This window comes from Arthrobacter sp. ZBG10 (assembly GCF_001238605.1).
Lineage (GTDB): Bacteria > Actinomycetota > Actinomycetes > Actinomycetales > Micrococcaceae > Arthrobacter.
In genome coordinates this window covers 1-21957 of the sequence record NZ_LFQH01000035.1, presented here as the reverse complement: position 1 = coordinate 21957, position 21957 = coordinate 1, and the positions used below count along the sequence as shown (strand labels likewise).

General features: G+C 70.2%; 12 protein-coding genes. 10 read left to right on the top strand and 2 right to left on the bottom strand.

The window, feature by feature from the left end:
* Positions 1–22 precede the first annotated feature (22 nt).
* Complete coding sequence (locus ACU18_RS09140; RefSeq protein WP_050685253.1) at positions 23–1453, bottom strand: aminobutyraldehyde dehydrogenase; 1431 nt, start codon at positions 1451–1453, stop codon at positions 23–25.
* Between the two features lie 156 nt (positions 1454–1609).
* On the opposite strand from ACU18_RS09140, the gene ACU18_RS09135 reads away from it, so the two are divergent.
* The 7 genes from ACU18_RS09135 (at position 1610) to ACU18_RS09105 (ending at position 16890) form a co-directional block, all read left to right on the top strand.
* Positions 1610–3046, top strand: a complete 1437-nt coding sequence (locus ACU18_RS09135; RefSeq protein WP_050685241.1) for a PucR family transcriptional regulator — start codon at positions 1610–1612, stop codon at positions 3044–3046.
* Positions 3047–3135: 89 nt separating this feature from the next.
* Positions 3136–3423, top strand: coding sequence for a hypothetical protein (locus ACU18_RS09130; protein WP_056596850.1), 288 nt, complete (start codon positions 3136–3138; stop codon positions 3421–3423).
* 154 nt (positions 3424–3577) lie between these two features.
* Entirely contained in the window at positions 3578–14104 is a 10527-nt protein-coding gene (locus ACU18_RS09125; protein WP_050685239.1) for a non-ribosomal peptide synthetase, read from the top strand.
* A gap of 65 nt (positions 14105–14169) precedes the next feature.
* On the top strand, positions 14170–14382 hold the full coding sequence (locus tag ACU18_RS09120; RefSeq protein ID WP_050685238.1) for an MbtH family protein: 213 nt from the start codon (positions 14170–14172) through the stop codon (positions 14380–14382).
* Positions 14379–15347 (top strand): ATP-binding cassette domain-containing protein, encoded by a 969-nt coding sequence (locus tag ACU18_RS09115; protein WP_050685237.1) that lies wholly within the window; start codon positions 14379–14381, stop codon positions 15345–15347. Before ACU18_RS09120 ends, ACU18_RS09115 begins: the two co-directional genes overlap by 4 nt.
* Positions 15344–16144, top strand: a complete 801-nt coding sequence (locus tag ACU18_RS09110) for an ABC transporter permease (RefSeq protein ID WP_050685236.1) — start codon at positions 15344–15346, stop codon at positions 16142–16144. The genes ACU18_RS09115 and ACU18_RS09110 overlap by 4 nt, the downstream gene beginning before the upstream one ends.
* Positions 16141–16890: a 4'-phosphopantetheinyl transferase family protein gene (locus tag ACU18_RS09105; protein ID WP_050685235.1), complete on the top strand. Its 750-nt coding sequence runs from the start codon at positions 16141–16143 to the stop codon at positions 16888–16890. Before ACU18_RS09110 ends, ACU18_RS09105 begins: the two co-directional genes overlap by 4 nt.
* Before the next feature lie 9 nt (positions 16891–16899).
* Here ACU18_RS09105 and ACU18_RS09100 read toward each other — a convergent pair whose 3' ends face one another.
* Positions 16900–18477: a CYTH and CHAD domain-containing protein gene (locus ACU18_RS09100; protein WP_231686039.1), complete on the bottom strand. Its 1578-nt coding sequence runs from the start codon at positions 18475–18477 to the stop codon at positions 16900–16902.
* Positions 18478–18613: 136 nt separating this feature from the next.
* On the opposite strand from ACU18_RS09100, the gene ACU18_RS09095 reads away from it, so the two are divergent.
* The 3 genes from ACU18_RS09095 (at position 18614) to ACU18_RS09085 (ending at position 21843) form a co-directional block, all read left to right on the top strand.
* Positions 18614–19882 (top strand): MFS transporter, encoded by a 1269-nt coding sequence (locus tag ACU18_RS09095; protein WP_050685233.1) that lies wholly within the window; start codon positions 18614–18616, stop codon positions 19880–19882.
* Between the two features lie 3 nt (positions 19883–19885).
* Positions 19886–20566 carry a FadR/GntR family transcriptional regulator gene (locus ACU18_RS09090; protein ID WP_050685232.1) on the top strand — a complete coding sequence of 227 codons (681 nt, stop codon included), beginning with the start codon at positions 19886–19888 and terminating at the stop codon, positions 20564–20566.
* A gap of 110 nt (positions 20567–20676) precedes the next feature.
* The gene (locus ACU18_RS09085) at positions 20677–21843 is read left to right on the top strand and encodes an AI-2E family transporter (protein ID WP_050685231.1); all 1167 of its coding nucleotides are present in this window, start codon (positions 20677–20679) and stop codon (positions 21841–21843) included.
* Positions 21844–21957: the final 114 nt, after the last annotated feature.

Here is a 21957-nt window from a genome sequence, read left to right as displayed (position 1 = left end):
GGTTGCGGAGCGAGGATGGGGGTCAGGAGTCCAGCGCGCTCATCACGTGCTTGATGCGGGTGTAGTCCTCCACGCCGTACATGGAGAGGTCCTTGCCGTAGCCGGACTGCTTGAAGCCGCCGTGCGGCATTTCGGCGGTGAGGAGGATGTGGGTGTTGATCCAGACTGCACCGAAGTCCAGGTCGCGGCTCAGGCGCATGGCCGTGCCGTGGTCGGTGGTCCAGATGCTGGAGGCCAGGGCGTAGTCCACGTCGTTGGCCAGTTCCACGGCTTCGGCTTCGGTGCTGAACCGCTGCACGGTGATGACCGGGCCGAACGTTTCCTGCTGGACCACATCGTCCGTCTGCCTGGCGCCCGTGATGATGGTGGGTTCGAAGAAGAAGCCCTTGTCGCCTGCGCGGTGGCCGCCGGTTTCGATCCGGCAATTTGCGGGCAGGTTTTCCACCACGGAGGTGACCTGCTTGAAGTGGTTGACGTTGTTCAGCGGCCCGAAGTAGTTCTCTTCGTCGTCCTGCGAACCGGTGTGCAGCGTTTTGGTGTGCTCCACCATGGCGGCCACAACGTCGTCGTGCACCTCGTCCTGGACCAGCACCCGGGTGATGGCCGTGCAGTCCTGGCCGGCGTTGAAGAAGGCGAACTCCGCGATGGCCGCTGCGCTCTTTTTGAGGTCTGCGTCCTTGAACACGATGGCGGGTGCCTTGCCGCCCAGCTCCAGGTGGGCGCGCTTGAGGCCCTTCGCGGCGCCGGAAGCCACAGCGATGCCGGCCCGGACCGAACCGGTGATGGACACCAGGCCGGGGACCTTGTGCTCCACCATCAGCGAACCGGTCTCGCCGGTGCCCAGGACGACGTTCAGGACACCGGCGGGCAGGATCTCCCCTGCGAGCCGGGCCAGCACCAGGGTGGATTCGGGGGTGGTGTCCGAGGGTTTGAGGACCACGGTGTTGCCGGCGGCGAGCGCGGGGCCGATCTTCCAGATGGCCATCAGGAACGGGTAGTTCCAGGGGGCCACCTGCGCCACCACACCGATGGGTTCGCGGCGGACGTAGGAGGTGTGGCCCTCGAAGTATTCGCCGGCGGACTTGCCTTCCAGGATGCGGGCGGCGCCGGCGAAGAAGCGGAGCTGGTCGGCGCCGGCGGCTACTTCCTCCGAAGCGATCAGCGAACGCACCTGGCCGGTGTTGCGGTGCTGGGCCTCGACCAGTTCAGCACTGTTCGCCTCAACGGCGTCCGCGAGCTTGAGCAGCATCAGCTGCCGCTGCCCGGGGGTGACGTGCTTCCACGTGCGGAACGCGTCCTTGGCGGCCGCCATGGCTGCATCAACGTCTGCTGCCACGGAGACGGGCGAGTGGGCCACCACCTCACCGTTGGTGGGGTTCACGATGTCCAGCAGGTCGGTGCCGGCCGGGGTGACGAACTGTCCGTTGATGAAGTTCTGCAAGGTCTGGACCACGGTGTGCAACCTCTTTCATAGGGGCCATCGGCGCCAGGGCGGATGGATGGAACTGCCTTGAGCCTATGCCAGCACCCTGCCGCCGTGAATAGCCACCTGCACACCTTTAGCCGCTGGGGTTAGTGCGGTTGCCCAGCGTCCGTTTATCCTTGTGGCATGGCCATTTCCCTTGCTGCCCTCCTTGGTGTGGGCTCCCTGAAGCTGTCCAACGTGGGAGTCGCCGAAACCACCTGGAACCAGGACATCAACTGGGTGGCCGTGACGGAACTTGAGGATCCGCAGCGCTTCATCAACGGCGGCGAGCTGGTGCTGACCACCGGGCTGCGCCTCCGGTCCGCTCCGGAGCAGCGCCGGTTTGTCCGCCAGGTCCAGCGGGCCGGGGCCGTGGGGATCGGCTTCGGGGTGGGCCTGACGCATGACGCGGTGCCGCCGGCGCTGCTGGCGGAAGCCAACCGCTGGGGCCTGCCCGTGGTGGAGGTCCCGTACGAGACCCCGTTCATCGCGATCGGCAAACTCGTGGCGGACGCCCAGTCCGCTGACCACTACGCCAAGCTGGAGCGGCTCATCGCTGGGCACCAGGTCCTGGCCCGGGCGCTGCTGACCGGCGGCGGCCTGGCGGAGCTCCTCAAGCACCTGGGCAGCATGCTGCGGACGGACATCGCGTTGAGCCAGTTCACGGCCCAGCTGTACAACAGCACCAGCGAATCCCCCGCCGCCGATACGTGGTCCTCCTACCCCATCCCCACCGGCCGCCGGGACGCCTGCACGCTCTGGGTCCGGCAGCCTTTTGAGGACTCCGGGATCATTGGCTACGCCCAGAACCTGATCAGCGTGGAGTTGAACAACATGGTCAAGCAGCGGCAGGCCCAACGTGCCCTGTGCGGGCAGGTGCTGGAGGACGTGATCCACGGGGCGCTGGAAACCAGCGAGGCGCAGCGCCGGCTGGCCGGGGTGGGCGTGAACAGCACCCGGAAGAACGTGGTGCTCCTGGCCGTTTCCGCCGCCCATAACAAGGCCCTGGGGAGCACCTCGGTGCCGCGCGGCCTCGAAAACGCCGTGGCCGCCGTCGTGGGCAAGGACCTTGTCCTGGTGATCAATGACGACGGCGGTACGGCGCCGGCGCTGGCCCGCCAGCTCAGCGACCACCTCGCGGAGGCCGGCATCCACGCCACCATCGGCATCGGCGGCGCTTACACCAAACCCAACGGCCTGCGGTGGAGCTACTTCGAGGCCCGGGACGCTGCCAGCCACGGCCTGCCGGTCAACGAACCGGAGCGCCTCAGCCTGACCTCGCTGCTGCTGGCCAGCGAAGACGTGCCCCTCGCCGACATGGCGCACGAGTCCTTGAATCCGCTGCGGACCTTCGATGCGGCGCACGGCGCGGAGCTGATGGCCACGCTGGAAAGCTACCTGAACAACAACGGCTCCGTGGCGGCCGTTGCCGAGGAACTCACGCTGCACCGCAACACCGTCAGGTACCGGCTGGCACAGATCACTGAGCTGACGGGGTACGACCCCGCCGTCACCACCGACAGGGTCCAGCTCTGGCTGGCGTTGGCTGTGGCGCGGCTCTCGGCACGGCAGGGGAAGTAGGAATTCCCATCCGGAATTCCAGCAGGTCCGAATGCTCCTATGACACCTTCGGGTGTGTGGAAACATTTGCTACCTGACTGGAGATGACTGTGAACAAGACTGCCAAGACCCTGACCCGCACCGCCGCCGCCTCCCTGCTGGCCCTGACGGCCTTCGCCGCCACCTCGCTTCCGGCCCAGGCAGCCACGTCCGACGCCGGGACAAAGGTTGGGCAGGTGGCCGCAGCCAAGGACGCCACTATCCTCAGCGGCCTCTTCAGCGGCGGGTTCCTCAACGGCGGCCTGATCAACGGTCCGCTGGTGGAGGGCCCCGTAGTGGATGGCCCCCTGGTGGGCATTGGCAACGTGGGCCCGTTCCAGTTCGGCCAGTTCCAGTAACACCCGGCTGATTCCGCGGCGCCGGCTTTGAGCCGGCGCCGGAACAACGTTCCCGGGCTGTCGCCGCAGGCCCGGGCCCTTTTGCCATGCCCTGCGGCCCTTTTGCAGTGCCCCGAGGCCTCCGGGCCTGGCGCCCCTCAACCAGAGAAGGACCATGTCCCACGATTCCCTGAACCCCGCTGTCCCCGACGCCACCCGGCTGGACCTGACGCCCGCCCAGCGCGGCATCTGGTACGCGCAGAAACTGGCACCGGAGAACCCGATGTTCCAGATCGGGCAGTTCATCGAAATCACCGGTCCCCTGGATGAGGCCGTCCTGGCCAGCGCGCTGGAACGGGCCGTGGCCGGCACGGACGCCCTGAACCTGGGCTTCGCCGAGGACACCGACGGGCCGTTCCAGTACCCCCGCCCCGGTGCCGCCACCATGGAGGTCACCGACCTGGCAGCCGCGCCGGACCCGGAAGCGCAGGCCCGCGCCCTGATGGACGCCGACCTAAGCCTGCCCCGGGACGCCGCCACGGACCAGCTCCTGCACACCGAGCTCATCCGGCTGGCCCCGGACCGCCACTTCTTCTACCAGCGGGTGCACCACCTCCTGCTCGACGGCTACTCCGCCGTGCTGGTCCTGCGCCGCGTCGCCGGCCTCTACAACGACCTGCTGGCGGACGACGCCGGGGTCCCGGTTTCCGGTACCGGCCCCGCCTTCGCCCCGCTCCAGGACCTCCTGACCGCCGAGGCCGGGTACGCCAGCTCCCCTGCCGCCGCCGCAGACAAAGCCTTCTGGGACGCCGAGCTGGCAGACGCCGCGCCCGCCACCGGCCTCGCCGGCCGGCCGGATGCCGCCGCGGGATCGCTGGTCCGCGCCGCCCGGGTCCTGCGCGCCCCCGCGGCTGCTGCCCTTGAGTCCGCTGCCGCCACCGCACCCGCCCTGATCCTGACCGCCGCATCGCTGTACCTGCACCGGATCACCGGCGAGCGTGAGGTCTCCGTTGCCCTGCCGGTGACGGCGCGCCGCGGCAACCTGGCCAAGTCCACTCCGTCCATGCTCTCCAACATTGTTCCGGTCCGGCTGGCCGTGGACCCGGGAGCCACCGTCCAGGAGACGGCAGCCGCCGTGGGCCGCAACCTCCGCAATGCCCTGGTCCATCAGCGCTTCCGCTACGAGGACCTCCCCACCCAGGGCGGTTACCTGGGTCCCTCCGTGAACATCCTGCCCGTGCTGGACGGCATCGCTTTCGGTCCGGCGCAGGGCACCGTAAACATTCTGTCCACCGGCCCCGTCGACGACCTCTCGATTGTGGTCCACGGCCTGGGCGCCGGCAGCCCAACAGTGCAGTTCGAAGCCAACGCCGCCCTCTACGGCCAGGCCGCCCTGGCTCAGCACGTGGACCGGTTTGTCCGCCTCCTGGAACGCGTTGCCACGCAGCCCGGCGCCACCCTGGCGGACCTGACGGTCACCACGCAGGCCGAGGAGCTGGACCTGCTGGCGGCCGGCGATGCCGGGGACCAGGCCTTGCCCGGCCACACCATCGTGGAGGAATTCCAGCTCAACGCCGCCGCCGGCCCCGACCGGACAGCGGTGGTTGCCGGGGACGGCACCCTCACCTTCGCCGAACTGGAGGCCCGTTCCAACCAGCTGGCCCGCTACCTGGCAAGCCACGGCGCCGGACCGGGCACCACGGTGGCCGTCCGCCTGGACCGGAGCCTGCTGCTCCCCATCGCCCTGTTGGCTGTGCTCAAAAGCGGAGCCGCCTACCTTCCGCTGGACCCCGACTACCCCGCCGGCCGCGTGGAAGGCATGATCGAGGACGCCGCCCCCGTCCGGCTCCTGACGTCCACCGCGTTCACCGCCGCAGGCTCCGACTCCGGGCCTGGCCACGACGAACTGGCGACGGACGTCCCCGTCACCGTGCTGGACGCTGCCTTGATGGCGGCGTGCCTGGCCGGCAAGGACCCGGCCGCTCCCCTGCCCACCGCAGGCCAGCAGGACCTCGCTTACGTCATCTTCACCTCCGGCTCCACCGGCCGGCCCAAGGGCGTCGGCGTGGAACACCTGCCGCTGCTCAACCTGTACACCTCCCACCGGGACACCATTTTCCGCCCCGCCGAGGCCCGGCTGGGCCGGAAACTGCGGGTGGCCCACACGGCTGGGCTGTCCTTCGACGCGTCCTGGGACCCCATCCTGTGGCTCATCGGCGGGCACGAACTGCACCTGGTGGACAACCTGACCCGCCGGGACCCGGAGGCCCTCAGCGCCTACCTGTCCGGGACCGGCATCGACTCGATCGAAACCACCCCGTCCTTCGCCAAGGTGCTGGTGGCCGGCGGCCTGTTCGACCAGGACCGGCACCCGTCCGTGGTGGCCCTGGGCGGCGAAGCCGTGGACGCACCGCTCTGGAACGACCTCGCCGGCCGGGACGGCGTGGTGGCCTACAACTTCTACGGCCCCACCGAAACCACCGTGGATTCCCTGACTGCGGTGATGGAACCGGGCACCGAACCCACCCTGGGCGGGTCCGTGGCCAACACCCGGCACTACATCCTGGACTCCGGCCTGAACCCGGTCCCGGACAACGCCGTGGGTGAGCTCTACGTCGCCGGCATCAACCTGGCCCGCGGCTACCTTGACCAGCCGGGCCTGAGCGCCGAGCGCTTCGTGGCGGACCCCTTCGCGGTGGACGGGTCGCGGATGTACCGGACCGGGGACATTGTGCGCCGGCAGGGGGACGGGACGCTGGAGTTCCGGGGCCGCCTGGACGCTCAGGTCAAAATCCGGGGCTTCCGGATCGAACTGGCCGAAATCGAGCAGGTGCTGCGCGCCTTGGACGGCGTGGAACACGCGGCCGTCACAGTGGGCCGGAACCGGGCGGGGTATGACCAGCTCCTGGGCTATGTGACCCCCGCAGGTGTTGCCCTAACCGCGCTGGACACCGCCGAACTCCGCCGGCTGGCCCGGCGCCACCTGCCCGACTACATGGTGCCCGCCACCATCACCCAGATCCCTGTGCTGCCGCTGACGCCCAACGGCAAGCTGGACACCCGCGCCCTGCCCGTCCCGGACCAGGAACGCGCCGCCTCCGCCCCGCGAAACGAACGGGAACGGATAGTCGCCGACGCCTTCAAGGAGGTCCTGGGACTTTCCGACGTTGGGCTTGAGGACGATTTCTTCGACCTCGGCGGGCACTCCCTGCTGGCCACCCGCCTAGTGGCCCTGCTGCGGGACCGCACCGGATCGGCCCCGGCGCTGCGCACGGTGTTTGAAAAGACCACCGTGGCCGAGCTCGCGGAAACCCTGGAACTGGGCACCGCCACCGCGCGGCCGCTGGTCAGGGCGGAACGCCCCGAGGTCCTGCCGCTGTCCTTCGCCCAGCGCCGGCTGTGGTTCCTGAACCGGTTCGCCCCCGAATCCGGTGCCTACAACATTCCCGTGGTCCTGAACCTGCCGGGCAAACTGGACGTGGCGGCGCTGGCGGAGGCCATCGGCCAGCTGGCCGTCCGCCACGAGACCCTGCGGACCCTCTTCCCGCTGGTGGATGGCGAACCGGCGCAGCGGGTGCTGTCCCCGGAGGAGGGCCGGCCGGCCCTTCTGGCCGTGGAATGCACCGAACAGAACCTGCCGTCAGCGCTGGCAGCGGAAACGGGCCGCGGGTTCGACCTGGGCCGCGACCTGCCGCTTCGCGCCGTCCTCTTCCAGCTGGCCCCGGACCACCATGTCCTGGCCATCACCCTGCACCACATTGCCGCCGATGGCTGGTCCCTGGCGCCGCTGGCCCGGGACCTGTCCGCCGCCTACAACAGCCTCGTGTCCGGCGGCGAGGCCGGGCTGGCGCCGCTGCCCGTGCAGTACGCCGACTACACCCTGTGGCAGCGCGCCGAACTGGGCAGCGAAGCGGATCCCGAAAGCCCCATCTCCCGGCAGCTCGACTTCTGGACCCGCGAACTCCGCGGCGCCCCCGAAGAGCTGCTGCTGCCGTTCGACTACGCACGCGGCACCCGCGACGAGGCAGCGCACCCGGCCGGCGGACCGGCGTCGTCCGTCCCGCTGGCCATCAGCCCCGAAACGGCGGAGCGGCTCAACGCGCTGGCCCGGAACCACAGCGCCAGCCTCTTTATGGTGCTGCAGGCGGCGCTGGCCGCGCTGCTCACCAAGTCCGGCGCCGGCGATGACATCCCCCTGGGCACACCCGTGGCCGGCCGCACGGACACCCAACTGGACAGCCTGGTGGGGTTCTTCGTCAACACCCTGGTGCTGCGCACCAACACGTCCGGCAACCCCACCGCCGGCGAGCTGGTGGAGAGCGTCAGGTACACCAACCTGCACGCATACGCCAACCAGGACGCACCCTTCGAGCGGGTGGTGGAGGAACTGAACCCGGCCCGCTCCCAGCACCGGCATCCGCTCTTCCAGGTGATGCTGACCCTGCAGAACACCGTCCCCGCAGAGCTCGCCATGGACGGACTCGATGCCAGCGCCGACCACGGACAGGAGCCCGGCGGCAACAAGTTCGACCTGCTCCTGGACCTGGCGGAGGGCACCGGCGGGATCACCGGCAGCCTGGCCTTCAACCCGGGGCTCTTCACGCCAGGCACCGCGGCGCAGCTCGCGGCCGGGTACCTGGCCGTGGTGGAACAGTTCGCGGCGGACCCCGCCATCACCCTGGACCGCCTCCGCATCCAGACGCCCGAGCAGCACGCCCGGGTGCTGGGCCACAGCCTCGGCAACCACAATGACGGTCCCGAGGGCACCGTGGTGGACGCCTTCCTCGCCACCGCCGCCCGGATCCCGGCCTCCCCCGCGGTGGTGGACGCAGCCGGCCGCGGCCACGGTCTCAGCTTCGACCAGCTGCGGCAGCGCGTCGACGCGGCAGCCCGGGGGCTGATTGCCCTCGGTGTGGAGCCCGGCGACAGGGTGGCCGTCGCCCTGCCCCGGACCGCCGACGTGGTGACGGCAGCGCTGGCTGTCCTGGCAGCGGGTGGCGTCTACATTCCCGTGGACCTCACCTACCCCGCGGAGCGGATCGGCATGATTCTCGACGACGGCGCCCCGGCCTTGGTGATCGGCACGCCCGGCGTTGCCGGTCCCGCAAGCAGCCGCGCCACCGGGCTCCGGACCGTCACCGTGGAGGCTTTGCTGGCCCGCGGCGCGGACGTTCCGGCCGCCGACCTTGCCGCATGCCGGCCCGCCGCCGATGACCTGGCCTACGTGCTGTACACGTCCGGCTCCACCGGCCGGCCCAAAGGCGTTGCCGTGTCCCATGGCGCGCTGGCCAACCTCTACTCGCACCACCACCGCACCCTGTACGCACCGCGGTTTGCTGCCGCAGGGTCCGCCACCGTTGCGGTGGCCCACATCGCCGGCCTGGGTTTCGACGCTGCCTGGGACCCCATGCTGTGGCTGGTTGCGGGCGCGGAACTGCACCTGGTGGCGGACGCCGTGCGCTCCGATGCCGAAGCACTGGTGGGTTACTGCCGGGAGCACCGCATCGGGGTCCTGGAAACCACGCCGTCCTACGCCACCCAGCTCCTGCAGCTGGGCCTGGCCACGCCGGCAGCATCCACCGGCGCCGCGGCGGACTTGCCGCTGCTGCTGGTCCTGGGTGGCGAAGCGGTATCCGCCGACCTGTGGGCGAAGCTGGCCGCCACCCCGGAAGTGGAGGCTTACAACTTCTACGGCCCCACGGAGTTCACGGTTGATTCCGTGACGGCCAGGATCGATGGTGCGGTACCCGGCATCGGCCGCGGCATCGCAGGCACCGACACCCTGGTCCTGGACCAGCACCTGGCCCTGGTCCCGGCCGGGATTCCGGGCGAACTGTACCTGGCAGGAGCGGGAATGGCGCAGGGTTATGACGGGCGCCCAGGCGAGACCGCTTCCCGTTTTGTGGCCAACCCCTTTGCCCTGGACGGCAGCCGGATGTACCGCACCGGCGACCTGGTGCGCCGGCGCGCCGACGGGTCCTTGGAGTTCATCGCCCGCAATGACGAGCAGGTGAAGGTCCGGGGCTTCCGGATCGAACTGGGCGAGATCGAAGCGGCCCTGGCCCTGGCTCCCGGCGTGGACCGGGCCGTGGCCCTTCCCGACGGCGATCCGGCCCAGCGCGTTGTGTCCTACTACACCGGCACGGCCAGCCCGGAGGACGTCCGCGCCGTGGCGGCGGAGCGGCTGCCGGAGTACATGGTGCCGGCCATCATCATGGCCATTCCCGGGATTCCGCTGACCTCGCACGGCAAGCTGGACCGCAGGGCGCTCCCCGCACCGGTGGCAGCCGGGGCCGGCCACGGCGCCGCACCGCAGACCGCCGATGAGCACACCATGGCCGGGATCTTCGGCGCCGTCCTGGCGGTGGACACCGTGTCCATGGACGATGATTTCTTCACCCTGGGCGGCCATTCGCTGCTGGCCATCGCCATGATGGGCAAGATCCGGGAGGCGTTCGGCCGCGATGTGCCGCTGCGCACCCTGTTCGATGCCCCCACGCCCGCCGCGCTGCTGGCAGCGGTGCTGCCGCCCGCCGGGGACTCGGGGGCAGCCAGCCCGGACGCGCCGCTCAGTGCCACGGGGACAACTCCCGCCGGCCCTGCCGACCTGCCCCTGGACCTGCCCGAGCCCCTGGCCGAGTGGCTGGCCGGCCCGGATTCGGCCCGTCCGGACCGCCTGGAGCTCTCCTACGCCCAGTCCCGGATGTGGTTCCTGAACCAGCTGGATCCCGGCGCCGCGGATTACAACATTTCCCTGGCCGTGCGCCTGGCCGGCAACCTGGACGAGCGGGCAATGGCCAAGGCCGTGGCCGCCCTGTTCCGGCGGCACGAAATCCTCCGGACCGTGTACCCGGAAACGTCCGGCGTCCCGGAACAGCTGATCCTGCCCGCTCCTGATGCCGCTGGTTCAGGCGATCCAGGACCAGGCGATCCGGGTTCAACCGGCACAACCGCTTCGTCCGGCACCGCCATGGCCCTGGCCGTCAGCACCGCCGGTTCCCAGGCTGACGTCCAGGACCTGCTGCGGCTCGACGCCGGCCAAGGCTTCGACGTCCGGTCCGACATCCCGCTGCGCGCCCGGCTGATCCGGCTCCCGGCCGACGGCGGACAGGACCAGTGGGTGCTGCACCTGGTGATGCACCACATCGCCAGCGACGGCGCCTCCCTGGCGCCGTTGGCCCAGGACCTGTCCCTGGCCTACACGGCAGCACAGCAGCACCCGCTGCCGCTGCAGTATGCCGACTTCAGCACCTGGCAGCGCCGGCAGCTGGCCGGCCCGGCGCTCGAGGCCAAGGTGACGCACTGGCAGCAGGCACTGGCCGGCATCCCCGCCGAACTGATGCTCCCGGCTGACCACCGCCGGCCCCGCGAGCCGCGCCAACCCGGCGGCCAGCTGGGCTTCCAGGTGGATTCCGCAAGCGTTAAGGCGCTGAACAGCCTGGCGTCGTCGTCGAACGCCAGCCTGTTTATGGCACTTCACGCCGGCCTTGCCGCGTTCCTGTACCGGGCCGGCGCGGGCGATGACCTGGTGATTGGCTCCCCCACCGCGGGCCGTCCGGATCCGCTGCTTGCCCCGCTGGTGGGTTTCTTTGTGAACACCCTGCCCCTGCGCGTCAGCGCCGGCGGCGATCCGGACCTGCGCACGCTGCTGGGCCGGTCCCGGGCCGGCATCCTGGACGCGTTCGAGAATGACGACGTGCCGTTCGAACGGCTCGTCGAAGCCGTGGCGCCGGAGCGTGAGCTGGGCCGGCATCCGCTCTTCCAGACCATGCTCACGGTGGACAGCGACGCACCGGCAGTCCCCCAGCTGCCCGGCGTTACGGTGAGCGCCGAGCCCGAAACCGGGTCCGGCGAGGCCAAGTTCGACCTCTCCTTCACCTTCCGGCCCGGCGACGACGGCACCCTGGCGGGCACGCTGGACTACAACGCCGCCATGTTCGAACCGGGTACGGCGCAACGCCTGGTGGACGGTTTCCTGCGCCTGCTTGACCTCGCCTCGGCAGCTCCCGACACGCCGCTCTCGGCCCTGCCGCTGCTGGCCGGCCCCGAAGCCCGCCGTCTCATGGCAGCCACCGCAGGGTCCCGCTCCCAGTCGGCAGATCACGCCGTGGATGCGGATCTCCTCTCCGCGTTTGCCGCCACCGTCAGCGCCACCCCGGACGCCGTGGCACTGGTGGCCGACGGCGCCGCCACCACGTTTGCGGACCTGGCGGCTTCCGTGGGACGCATCGCCGCCGGGCTCACCACGGCCGGGGCAGGCGGGGGCACGGTGTCCGTGCTGCTGCCCCGCTCCGCCGGAACGGTCCAGGGCCTCCTCGGGGTGCTGGCCGCCGGGGCTGCCTACAACCCGATCGACACCGAATACCCGGACCACCGGGTGGCCGCCATCCTTGAGGACGCCGCCCCGCCGGTGGTGCTGACCACGGCTGGCGTGTCAGGCCGGCTGGACGGCATCATCGCCGGCCTGGCCACCCAACCGCGGGTACTCCTGCTTGAGGAGCTCATCGGCACGGAGGCCGCCGGGGACGCCGTCCCCTACGCCCCCTCGCCGCGGGACCTGGCCTCCGTGATGTTTACGTCCGGGTCCACCGGCCGGCCCAAGGGTGTGGAAGTCAGCCACGGCGCGTTGGCGGCCCTGCTGGCAGCGCACCGGGAAACCCTGCTCGCCGGGATCACCCGGCGCAAGGTGGCCCACACCACCGGCGTGGGCTTCGACGCCTCCTGGGATCCGATCCTCTGGCTGGTGGCCGGGCACGAGCTGCACGTGGTCTCCGACGACCTCCGCCGGGACCCGGCCGGGCTCGCCGCCTACTTCGCCGCGCAGGGCATCAGCGCATGGGAAACCACGCCGGGTTACCTCCGCCAGCTCCTGGCCGAACCGGACTTCGCCGGGCTCCTGGCCAGCCATGCAAGTGGCGCCGACGCGTTCAGCCTCGCCCTGGGCGGGGAAGCGTTCGACGCCGGCCTCTGGACCTCCGTCGCGGCACTTCCCGGTGTGCGGGCCTGGAACCTCTATGGCCCCACCGAGGCCACGGTGGACACCGTGGTGGCTGCGGTGGCTGGCAGCGACACCCCGGAGCTGGGCCGGCCCACCCCGGGCACCCGGCTGTACGTCCTGGATGACAGGCTGCAGCACACGCTGCCCGGCGCCGCCGGTGAGCTGTACATCGCCGGGACCCAGCTGGCCCGCGGCTACCGCGGCCGGCCGGACCTCACCGCGGAGCGCTTTGTGGCAGACCCCTTCCACGGCGGCGGCGAGCGGATGTACCGCACCGGCGACGTGGTGTTCCGGCACGCCGACGGCCGCCTCGTGTTTGCCGGCCGCAACGACGGCCAGCTGAAAATCCGCGGCTTCCGCGTGGAAACCGGGGAAGTTGAAAACGCCCTGCGCGGCGCACCCGGGGTGCGTGCCGCCGTCGTCCGCTCCTTTGGCAGCGGGGCCGCGGCGCGCCTGGTGGGGTACGTGGTTCCGTCCGACGGCGGGCCTGCAGCAGGCCTGCCCGACGCCGCCCGCAGCCATGTCCGGGCGCTCCTGCCGGACTACATGGTCCCGGCAGCAGTCCTGGTCATCCCGGCGGTGCCGCTGACGCCGCACGGCAAGGTGGACACGGCCGCGCTGCCCGATCCCGGCACCGCCACCCGGGCTGCGGGACTCACCCCGCGGACGCCGCAGGAAAAGACGGTGGCCGGCATTTTCGCCGAGGTGCTGTCCCTGGACCGCGCCGGCGTGGACGAGTCCTTCTTCGAACTGGGCGGGCACTCATTCCTGGCCAGGCCGCTGATCGCCAAGATCAATGCCGCGCTGGGCACTGACCTGCAGGTCCAGTCCCTGTTCCGGGCACCCACTGTCGAAGGCCTGCTCGCCGAGGCTGCCAAGGGCGGGGCGGAAAGCGCCGCGGACAGCCTGCGGCAGCTGCTGCCGCTGCGCACCGCCGGGAGCAAGGCGCCGCTGTTTGCCGTGCACCCGGCGTCCGGGATCGGCTGGGGCTTCGCCGCCATGCTGGGCCGGCTGGACCCGGAGCGGCCGCTGATCGGGCTGCAGATGCCTGGCCTGGAACCTGGCAACACGCACCCGGTGGACGCCGCAACGCTGACGGCCCTGGCCGATGACTACATCGCGCAGATCCGTTCCGTGCAGCCGGAAGGCCCGTACCACCTGCTGGGCTGGTCCTTCGGCGGCTACCTGGCCCACCGGCTGGCCACGAGGCTGCAGGACCTGGGCCATGAGGTGGCGTTCCTGGCCATCCTGGATGCCTTCCCGGACAACCAGGAGTCCAACGCGGAAGCGGGCAGCGGGGCAGGCCTCTGGGCCAGCTACCTCGAGGCACAGGGCTATGACCAGGCCGGCGAGGACCTGGCGGCGGTGGATGTCCACCGGGCCCAGGAAATCCTGCGCGAAAACCACAACCCGCTGGGCACCGTTCCCACCGACTCCGTAGAAGCCATGGCCGGGAACTTCCCCGCGTTGGCGCGGCTGATCAGGGACGAACGCCCGCAGGTGTTCGCCGGCGACCTGCTCTTCTTCAGTGCCACCGAACAGGTACCGGCCGGCACCCCGGACGCCACGTCCTGGACCCCCTACGTCACCGGAACCATCACCGACATCCCCGTCCCGGACCGGCACTCCCAGCTCCTAAGTGACCGGGCTCTCAGCACAATCATGCCGGCGCTGGCCATCCACCTGGGCGCCGGAGCCGAATAACAGATGATGCTCCTGTTGCACACGGGACGCCCCTTACGACGACAGAACCGACAGGAAAGGTCACCATGACGAACCCCTTCGACGACAAATCCGCAACGTTCTCCGTACTGGTCAATGACTTCCAGCAGCACTCCCTCTGGCCGGAGTTCGCAGCAGTGCCGCAGGGCTGGGTCACCATGTTCGGCCCCGACAACCGCGAGGCCTGCCTGGACTACGTCGCCCGGACGTGGACCGACATGGCGCCGCGCAAAGTTGCCGAACTCGCCGCTTCGCAGTGATCCGGATCGAGAACGTCAGCAAGTCGTTCGGCAGTTTTAAGGCCCTGGACGGACTGTCCCTGCACGCAGGGGAAGGGACAGTCCTGGGATTGCTGGGACCCAACGGCTCCGGCAAGACCACCACCGTCAAAATCCTCACCACCCTGCTGGCACCGGACAGCGGTGACGCCCGGGTGGCCGGCCACTCGGTGCTGGCAGCGCCGGCCCTGGTCCGCCGCAACCTTGGACTCTCTGGCCAGTACGCGGCCGTGGACGAAAAACTCACCGCCTTCGAAAACCTGCACATGGTGGGCCGGCTGTACGGCATGAACCGCCGCACCGCGTCGGCCCGGGCACATGAACTGCTGGAAGGCTTCCGCCTCACGGACGTCGCCAATAAACGGTCCGGAACATTCTCCGGCGGCATGCGGCGGCGCCTGGACCTGGCCGGCGCGATTGTGGCCCGGCCCAAAGTGGTGGTGCTCGATGAGCCCACCACCGGCCTGGACCCCCGCGGCCGGCTGGACACCTGGGATGTTGTTTCGAGGCTGGTGTCGGATGGCACCACCGTGCTGCTGACCACGCAGTACCTCGAGGAAGCCGACCGGTTGGCCGACAATATCGCCGTCATTAACCACGGCAGGGTCATCGCTGAGGGCACCGCCACCGAACTGAAGCAAAGCGCCGGCACGGAACGCATCAGCGTTGTGCTGCGGTACGCCTCCGACCTTTCCGCCGCCGCTGCAGCCCTGGACGCCGCAACCGGCTCCGGCGTCAGCCCTGACATCGACCCGCAAAACCTGGGCGTGTCCATTGCCGCCCCGCAGGGGCACCGGACGCTGGTGCGCATCCTCTCCGACCTTGACGCCGTGGGCATCCCGGTGGAGGAAGCCTCGCTCCGCCGGCCCACCCTTGACGACGTTTTCCTGCAGCTCACCGGCCACGCCGCGGACCAGGCCCGGCAGAAAGAGGAGGTGGCAGCATGAGCGCCCTCACCGCCGCCGCCCGCGACAGCTCCGTCATCGCCCGGCGCAACCTGCTCAACGTCCTGCGCACCCCCGGCGCCATGGTCACCGGCCTCGTCCAGCCCATTATGTTTGTGCTCCTGCTGGGGTTTGTGTTTGGCGGAACCCTGGGCGGGGACCAGTACCGCAGCTTCCTCATCGGCGGAATCCTGGCCCAGACCCTGACCTTTAACGCGTCCTTCACGGCCGTGTACCTGGCCAAGGACCTGCAGCTGGGGCTCATTGACCGGTTCCGGTCGCTGCCCATGTCCCGGGTTGCCGTGATCCTGGGCCGCACCACCTCAGACCTGGCCACCAGCGTGCTATCGGTCGCTGCCACCATGGTGTGCGGCCTGGCCATCGGCTGGCGCATCACCGGCGGCCCCGGACAGGCGCTGGCCGCCCTGGGCCTGCTGCTGCTGTTCGCCTTCGCCGTGTCCTGGATCGGTGCCGTCATCGCGCTGACCGCCAGGAGCGTGGAGGTGGCCCAGAGCCTGGGCCTCGTCTGGCTGTTCCCTGTGACGTTCATTTCCGGCGCGTTTGTCTCTGTGGATACGCTGCCCGGACCGCTGCGGACCATCGCGGAATGGAACCCCGTGACCGCCGTTGCCACCTCAGCCCGCGAGTTGTTCGGCAATGCCGCCCCGGCAGGGTTCGGCGTTCCTGGCGGCTGGCCTGCAGATAACGCCGTGCTGTACTCGATTCTCTGCAGCGTGGCCATCATCGCCCTGTTCGCGCCGCTGGCCATCGCCCAGTACCGGCGGATCAGCAAGCGATGACCACTGCCGGGCCGGGACAGGGCACTGTTTTCCTCAGCGCCCTGTCCCGGGACCTGGAGCTGGCCTGCGCCCCCACCGGCGGCCTGGCCGTGTACCTGTCCCCCGCCGAAGCGGAGGCAGCCAGGAAGTACACCCGGGCCGGGGACCGGCTGGACTACGCCGCTTCACATGCCCTGTTCCGACTCCTGGCGGCGCGGCAGCTGGGCCGGCAGCCGCTGGCAGCCCGGCACCTTCAGGTCACCCGCAGCTGCGCCGGCTGCGGCAGCACAGCCCACGGAAAACCCGAAGTGGCGGGCCTGAGCCTGAGCCTCTCCCGCAGCCACGGCGCAGTGATGGCCGCCGCCGGCCCGGCCGGCACCCCGGTGGGGGCCGACATCGAACTGGTGCCCGGAAACCTGTTCAAGGGTTTTGACGACTACGTGGCCTCAACGGATGAACGCCTCAGCCTGGCGCCGCAGGACGTTCCGGCACGGCTGCGGTTGTGGGTGGCTAAGGAAGCGGTCCTCAAGGCCGCCGGGCTGGGCCTGTCGGTGACGCCCGCGGCCGTGCACCTGGCACCGGTCGACGCCGGAACGCCGGAGCGCACCCTGCTCCGCGCCGACTGCCCCGGCACCCCGCAGGTCCATGGCCTGACGGCGGCTGCCGTCCCAGCCCCGGACGGCTACGCTGCGGCGGTGTCCGCAGCGGCGGACCTGCCTGCGGCCAGGCTCCCGCTCGCGGACCTGCTCCTGGCGCGGGCAGCCTGACCCCGTCCCCTAGATCACGCCGCGGTTCAGCAGGGCCTTCGACTTCTTCCGCGCCTTCCGGTAGCCGGCCACGGACGCCGCCATCTGCTCCTCCTGGCCACTGATCAAAGCCGCGAGCGCCGCAGCGGTGTCCGGCTGGTCGGCGGCCTGCACCAGGGAGGCCAGCAGTTCCCGGGCCAGGACTGCATCGTTGAACGCGCCCAGGAACTTCTGCTGGCTGTGTGCCGCCCGGGCCACCTTTCCGGCCCGCTTGCCGTGCACCGGAACGGCCGATTCAGCCACGTGCCGGAGCCGCTTCGCGTCCTTGCGGATCTGGTGCAGGGCCCGGTGGTGGTCGGTTCCGCGCCGCGCGTGGGCGGCCGCTTTGTGGGCCCTGCGCAGCCTGGCAGCGGACTTGTCCACCGCCTTCGCCGTCACTTTCTTCCCGGCCGCCACCGGGCCGGTCCGGACCGGCGGGTTGTCGCGGAAGGCCTCCAGGTCGTCCAGGAGCCGGAAGTACCGGGCGGATCCCAGTGCTCCGAGCAGCGTGCGGTAGCCGGCGTCAAAACTGGTCCCGGTGTGCTGGCTGATCCGCTGCCGGACCGCATCCGCACCGTTGCCTGCCGGCAGCGCGGCCAGCGGCTCCTGCAGCAGGGCGGCCATGACCTCCGCGTCGCGGGGAGCCCCCAGTTGCGCGGCGAGCCACTTGAGTTCGCTTTGCAGCCTGCGCACCTGGACCGCCGAATACAGCTTCCGGTAGGCCGCCAGCACGGAGCGCAGCCGCCGGGTGGCGGTCCGCATGTCGTGCACGGCATTTGTTTCCTCCAGCCGGACGGCCGGATCCAGCGCCACGAGCTGGCCAACTTGTGTTGCGACGTAAACGGTCACGACGGCGGCAGCCGGGGCTTTCTTGCCGGCCAGCAGGACCGGGGTGCTGTCCAGGTGGCGGCTCTTCAGCTTTTTCCCACCCAGGGCGCGGACCAGCTTGGAGGCGTGCCCCGACGGGGCCGCACCGGCTGCGGCCAGCAGTTCCCCTGCCGGGCCGAACAGGTCAGCACTTCCATGGACCAGTTCGAATTCCCATTCCCGCCACTGCTGGTCGGCGCCGTCCCCGGGGAGTTTCCCTGCGGTGACCCTGTCGTCCGCCAGGTCCGCCAGGTGCAGGCCGTCCGCTGCGTAGAGGGCATGGGTGATCCGGCGGGTTGCCAGCCGGGCCACAGGGGCCACCTCCGCTCCCCGCAGGTGCACCTGCAGGTATGCCAGCAGGCTGTCCGGAACCACGTCCGGCTGGCCCAGCGGGGCGTGCAGTTCCTGCCGCACCTGGGGCGCGTCACCGGGCGCAGCGGCAACCGCTGCCGCGTCGGCGATTGCCGGCGGCAGTTTCAGGTGCCAACCCGCATCGGCCCCGCCGGTCCGGCGGCGGAGTGTAATCCGCCGTGCCTCCAATGCGTGGTCTGCGGTGTCGAAGTACACCGCCTCCAGCAGCGCCTCGTGCGGGTCCCCCACCCGCGCCACCCCGGGAAGTCCGGAGAGGTCCGGCACCCCGGCCTCCTCGCCGACGTCGTACTTCTTCTCGACTTCAAGTCCCTGGGAAGCCTTCACAGCCATCCTTCCGTGGTGATGCAGCGCGTGCGCCGGGCGTGGCCGACGGTCCTTTTGCAGTCTATGGCCCTTGGTAGGGGCTGGTTGGAGAGGTTGGCCACAGAACGCCAAACATCAAACGTCCAACCTTTAGGCTGGAGGCATGCCCGCCTCATCACCTCCCCCTGCCCTGGAACCCACCCTGGCGCCCGCCCCGGCACCCCTTGCCGTGACGGGAGCCAAAGATTCAGCAGTCGGCACCCCTGCCCCGAAGCCGGTGTCTGCCGTCGTCTTTGGCGTGATCGCATTGGTCCTGATCGGCCTGAACCTCCGTGCGGGCATCACCGGCGCGTCGGCGCTGCTGCACGACCTGCAGGCGGTCCTGGGCTACGGCGCCCTGGTGGCTGCCGTTATTCCGTCCATTCCCACCCTGTGCTTCGCGGTGGCGGGTGCCGCAACGTCGTGGTTGACGGGCAAACTGGGCGTGGAGAAGGCCATCCTGCTGGCCCTGGCCATGCTGGCCGGCGGGCTCCTGCTCCGCGGCATCCCGGCCACGGGCATGCTGGTGGCCGGAAGCGTGCTGGGCATGTCCGGGCTGGCCGTGTGCAACGTGGCCATGCCGGCGTTCATCCGGGAGCACTTCGCGGACCGGACCTCCCTGATGACGGCCGTTTATACGGTGACCATGACCACCGGCGCCACCGTAACGGCGGTGGCCGTGGTGCCCCTGGCGCAGGCGCTCGGTTCGCCGTCCGCCGCCGTCGGCGCCATCGGGTTTACCGCCGTCGCCGCATTCCTCGGCTTTATCCCCGTGGCCCTGCACGCGCACCGCAACAGCACCCGCGCCGCCTCAGTGCGCGTTTCGCCGTGGCCGCTGCTGCGCACCCGGAAAGGCCAGCTCCTCACCGCCATCTTCTCGCTGCAGGCGCTGCTGGCCTACGCCCTGCTGAGCTGGTTCCCCTACCTGCTCACCACCCAAGGCATGAGCGCCTCAGACAGCGGCCTGATGTTCGGGCTGATGCAGCTGGTCTCCGTCCCGGCAGGCATGATCCTGATCGCCATCGGCTCCCGCCCCCGGATGCTGCGGCCGGCCTTCTACCTGGTCAGCCTCACCATGGTGGCAGGCCTGGTGACGCTGATGGCCCTCCCCGTGGACCTGGCCTTCATCCCGGCGGTCCTGCTGGGCTTCGGCCTGGGCATCTTCCCCCTGGTGATGGTGATGATCAGCCGCAGCGGCTCCACCACCTCCGAAACCACGGCACTGTCCACCCTGGCCCAGTCCACGGGCTACCTGCTGGCCACCGCCGGACCGTTCGGCATGGGCCTGCTGCACAGCGCCACCGGCGGCTGGGGCCTTCCGCTGGCCATCCTCCTGGGCCTGGCCGTGGTCCAGGTTGTGGTGGGGCACCTGATCACCGGCGGGAAGAAGTAGGCCATGGCACTGACCCCCTCGCCGCGCCGGCCGCTCGCCGCCGAGGCCACCGACAAGCTCCGCGCCATGGTCCATTCCGGCGAATGGCCGCTGCACCACCGCATCCCGGCCGAGCCCGAACTGATGGCCGGGCTGGGCATTTCCCGCGGCACCCTCCGGGAAGCGGTCAAGGCGCTGGCCCACAGCGGCATCCTCGAAGTGCGCCGCGGCGACGGCACCTACGTCCGGGCCACCAGCGAGATGCCCGGCGCCGCCCGCCGCATGTACCAGGACCACACCGAACAGCACATCCTGGAGGTCCGGGTAGGGCTGGACACGCAGGCCGCGCGCCTGGCCGCCCGCAATGCCACGGCCGACGACGTCACAGCCCTGCGCGGTTTGCTCGCCGACCGGGACCGGGCGTGGCAGTCCGGTGACGTTGAGGCGTGGGCGCTGGCCGACTGGGGCTTCCACGAGCGGGTGGCACTGGCTTCCGGCAACCCGCTGCTGTTCGAGCTTTACGCCAGCTTTGGCACCGTGTTCCACCAGGACCTCCTGAGCCAGCAGCGCCGGCCGGGGTTTGCGGGGCTGCCGCAGGAGGGGCACGGGGTGCTGCTGGCTGCCATTGAACGCGGGGACGCGGACGCCGCCGTGGCCACCGTGAACCGCAACCTGAACACGTGCGCGGAGTGGCTGGCCGGCTGAGCCGACCCCGTTTCGCCGCAGCCCAGGAGGTCAGTAGGCTTACTGGCTGAGCAAGATCCGTACTTCCGCCGCGTTCCAGCGGTGTCCTTTAACCCCAGAGGAGCCACTCCATGGCCCTGTTCTCCCGCCATCACCGCGGCACGTGCCCCGCCCACGACGCCGCAGTCCCCGAGCCCGGCAGCAAAACCCCGCAGCAGCTATGGGGCGACGGCTACGGCCGGGTGGGCATCCGGGCCGCACAGACCCTGCTGATCCTCGCGGTCTCAGTGGTGGCCGTGTTTGCGCTCCTGCAGGTCAAGCTGCTGGTGATCCCGATGCTGATCGCGCTGATCCTGGCGGCCGCGATCAGCCCGTTCGTCAACATCCTCAAGCGCCGCGGCATCAACGATGCCCTCGCCACCGTCATCGCTTTCATTGCCCTCCTGGCCGTCCTGGGCGGGGTGTTCACCGTCATCTACTTCTCCGTCCGGAGCCAGTGGGATGACCTGGTCCAGCAGGCAAGCGAGGGTGTGGACCAGCTGCAGGAGTTCCTCCTCAACGGTCCACTGCCCATCGACGCGGCGCAAATCGACTCGGCCCGGGATGCGATTGTGGACTTCGCCACCAGCAGCCAGGCCAGGTCCGGCGCCATCACCGGGCTGTCCGTGGTGACGGAGTTCCTGACCGGCGCCGTGCTCCTGGTGGTGATCCTGTTTTTCTTCCTCAAGGACGGCGAGCGGATCTGGGCCTTCCTGATCAGCCCGTTCAAGGGCGAACGGGCCAGCCGCCTGCGCCGGGTGGGTACCAGGAGCCAGGAAGTCCTGGGCGGCTATGTCCGCGGGACGGCGATCGTGGCCCTGGTGGACACTTTGGGCATTGGCGCGGCGCTGCTGGTCCTGCAGGTTCCGCTGGCACTGCCCCTGGCCATGGTGGTCTTCATCGGTGCGTTCATCCCCATCGTGGGCGCCACCATGGCGGGCATCCTCGCGGCCCTCGTGGCGCTGGTGGCCAACGGGCCCGTGGTGGCGCTGATTGTGGTGGCAGTGGTGGTGGCCGTGAACCAGCTCGAAGGCAACCTCCTGCAGCCGGTGGTAATGGGCAAGTCCCTCCAGCTGCACGCACTGGTCATCCTGCTGGCCCTGACCGCCGGCACCCTCCTGGCCGGCATCGTGGGCGCGGTCCTGGCCGTCCCCATCACCGCCGTCGCGTGGTCCATCATCAAGGTGTGGACCTCGGACGACGGAACAGCACACCGGGACGCACCCGACCGCCGGGCCGCAGGTACCGCGGCCCAGTAGCCCTGCTGACGCACGACGACGGCCCCGCACCTGGCGGTTTCAAGGGGTCGTTGCAACACCTGCTGGTTAGGTGGTTAGTAGTAAATCACGTAGGCGCTCGGCTGGAGTTTTCCA

Bases quoted from the DNA above. Each gene is read 5' to 3' on its own strand.
- ACU18_RS09135 (WP_050685241.1), top strand. From the start codon at position 1,610: ATGGCCATTTCCCTTGCTGCCCTCCTTGGTGTGGGCTCCCTGAAGCTG.
- ACU18_RS09125 (WP_050685239.1), top strand. From the start codon at position 3,578: ATGTCCCACGATTCCCTGAACCCCGCTGTCCCCGACGCCACCCGGCTG.
- ACU18_RS09120 (WP_050685238.1), top strand. From the start codon at position 14,170: ATGACGAACCCCTTCGACGACAAATCCGCAACGTTCTCCGTACTGGTC.
- ACU18_RS09110 (WP_050685236.1), top strand. From the start codon at position 15,344: ATGAGCGCCCTCACCGCCGCCGCCCGCGACAGCTCCGTCATCGCCCGG.
- ACU18_RS09105 (WP_050685235.1), top strand. From the start codon at position 16,141: ATGACCACTGCCGGGCCGGGACAGGGCACTGTTTTCCTCAGCGCCCTG.
- ACU18_RS09100 (WP_231686039.1), bottom strand. From the start codon at position 18,477: ATGGCTGTGAAGGCTTCCCAGGGACTTGAAGTCGAGAAGAAGTACGAC.
- ACU18_RS09095 (WP_050685233.1), top strand. From the start codon at position 18,614: ATGCCCGCCTCATCACCTCCCCCTGCCCTGGAACCCACCCTGGCGCCC.
- ACU18_RS09090 (WP_050685232.1), top strand. From the start codon at position 19,886: ATGGCACTGACCCCCTCGCCGCGCCGGCCGCTCGCCGCCGAGGCCACC.
- ACU18_RS09085 (WP_050685231.1), top strand. From the start codon at position 20,677: ATGGCCCTGTTCTCCCGCCATCACCGCGGCACGTGCCCCGCCCACGAC.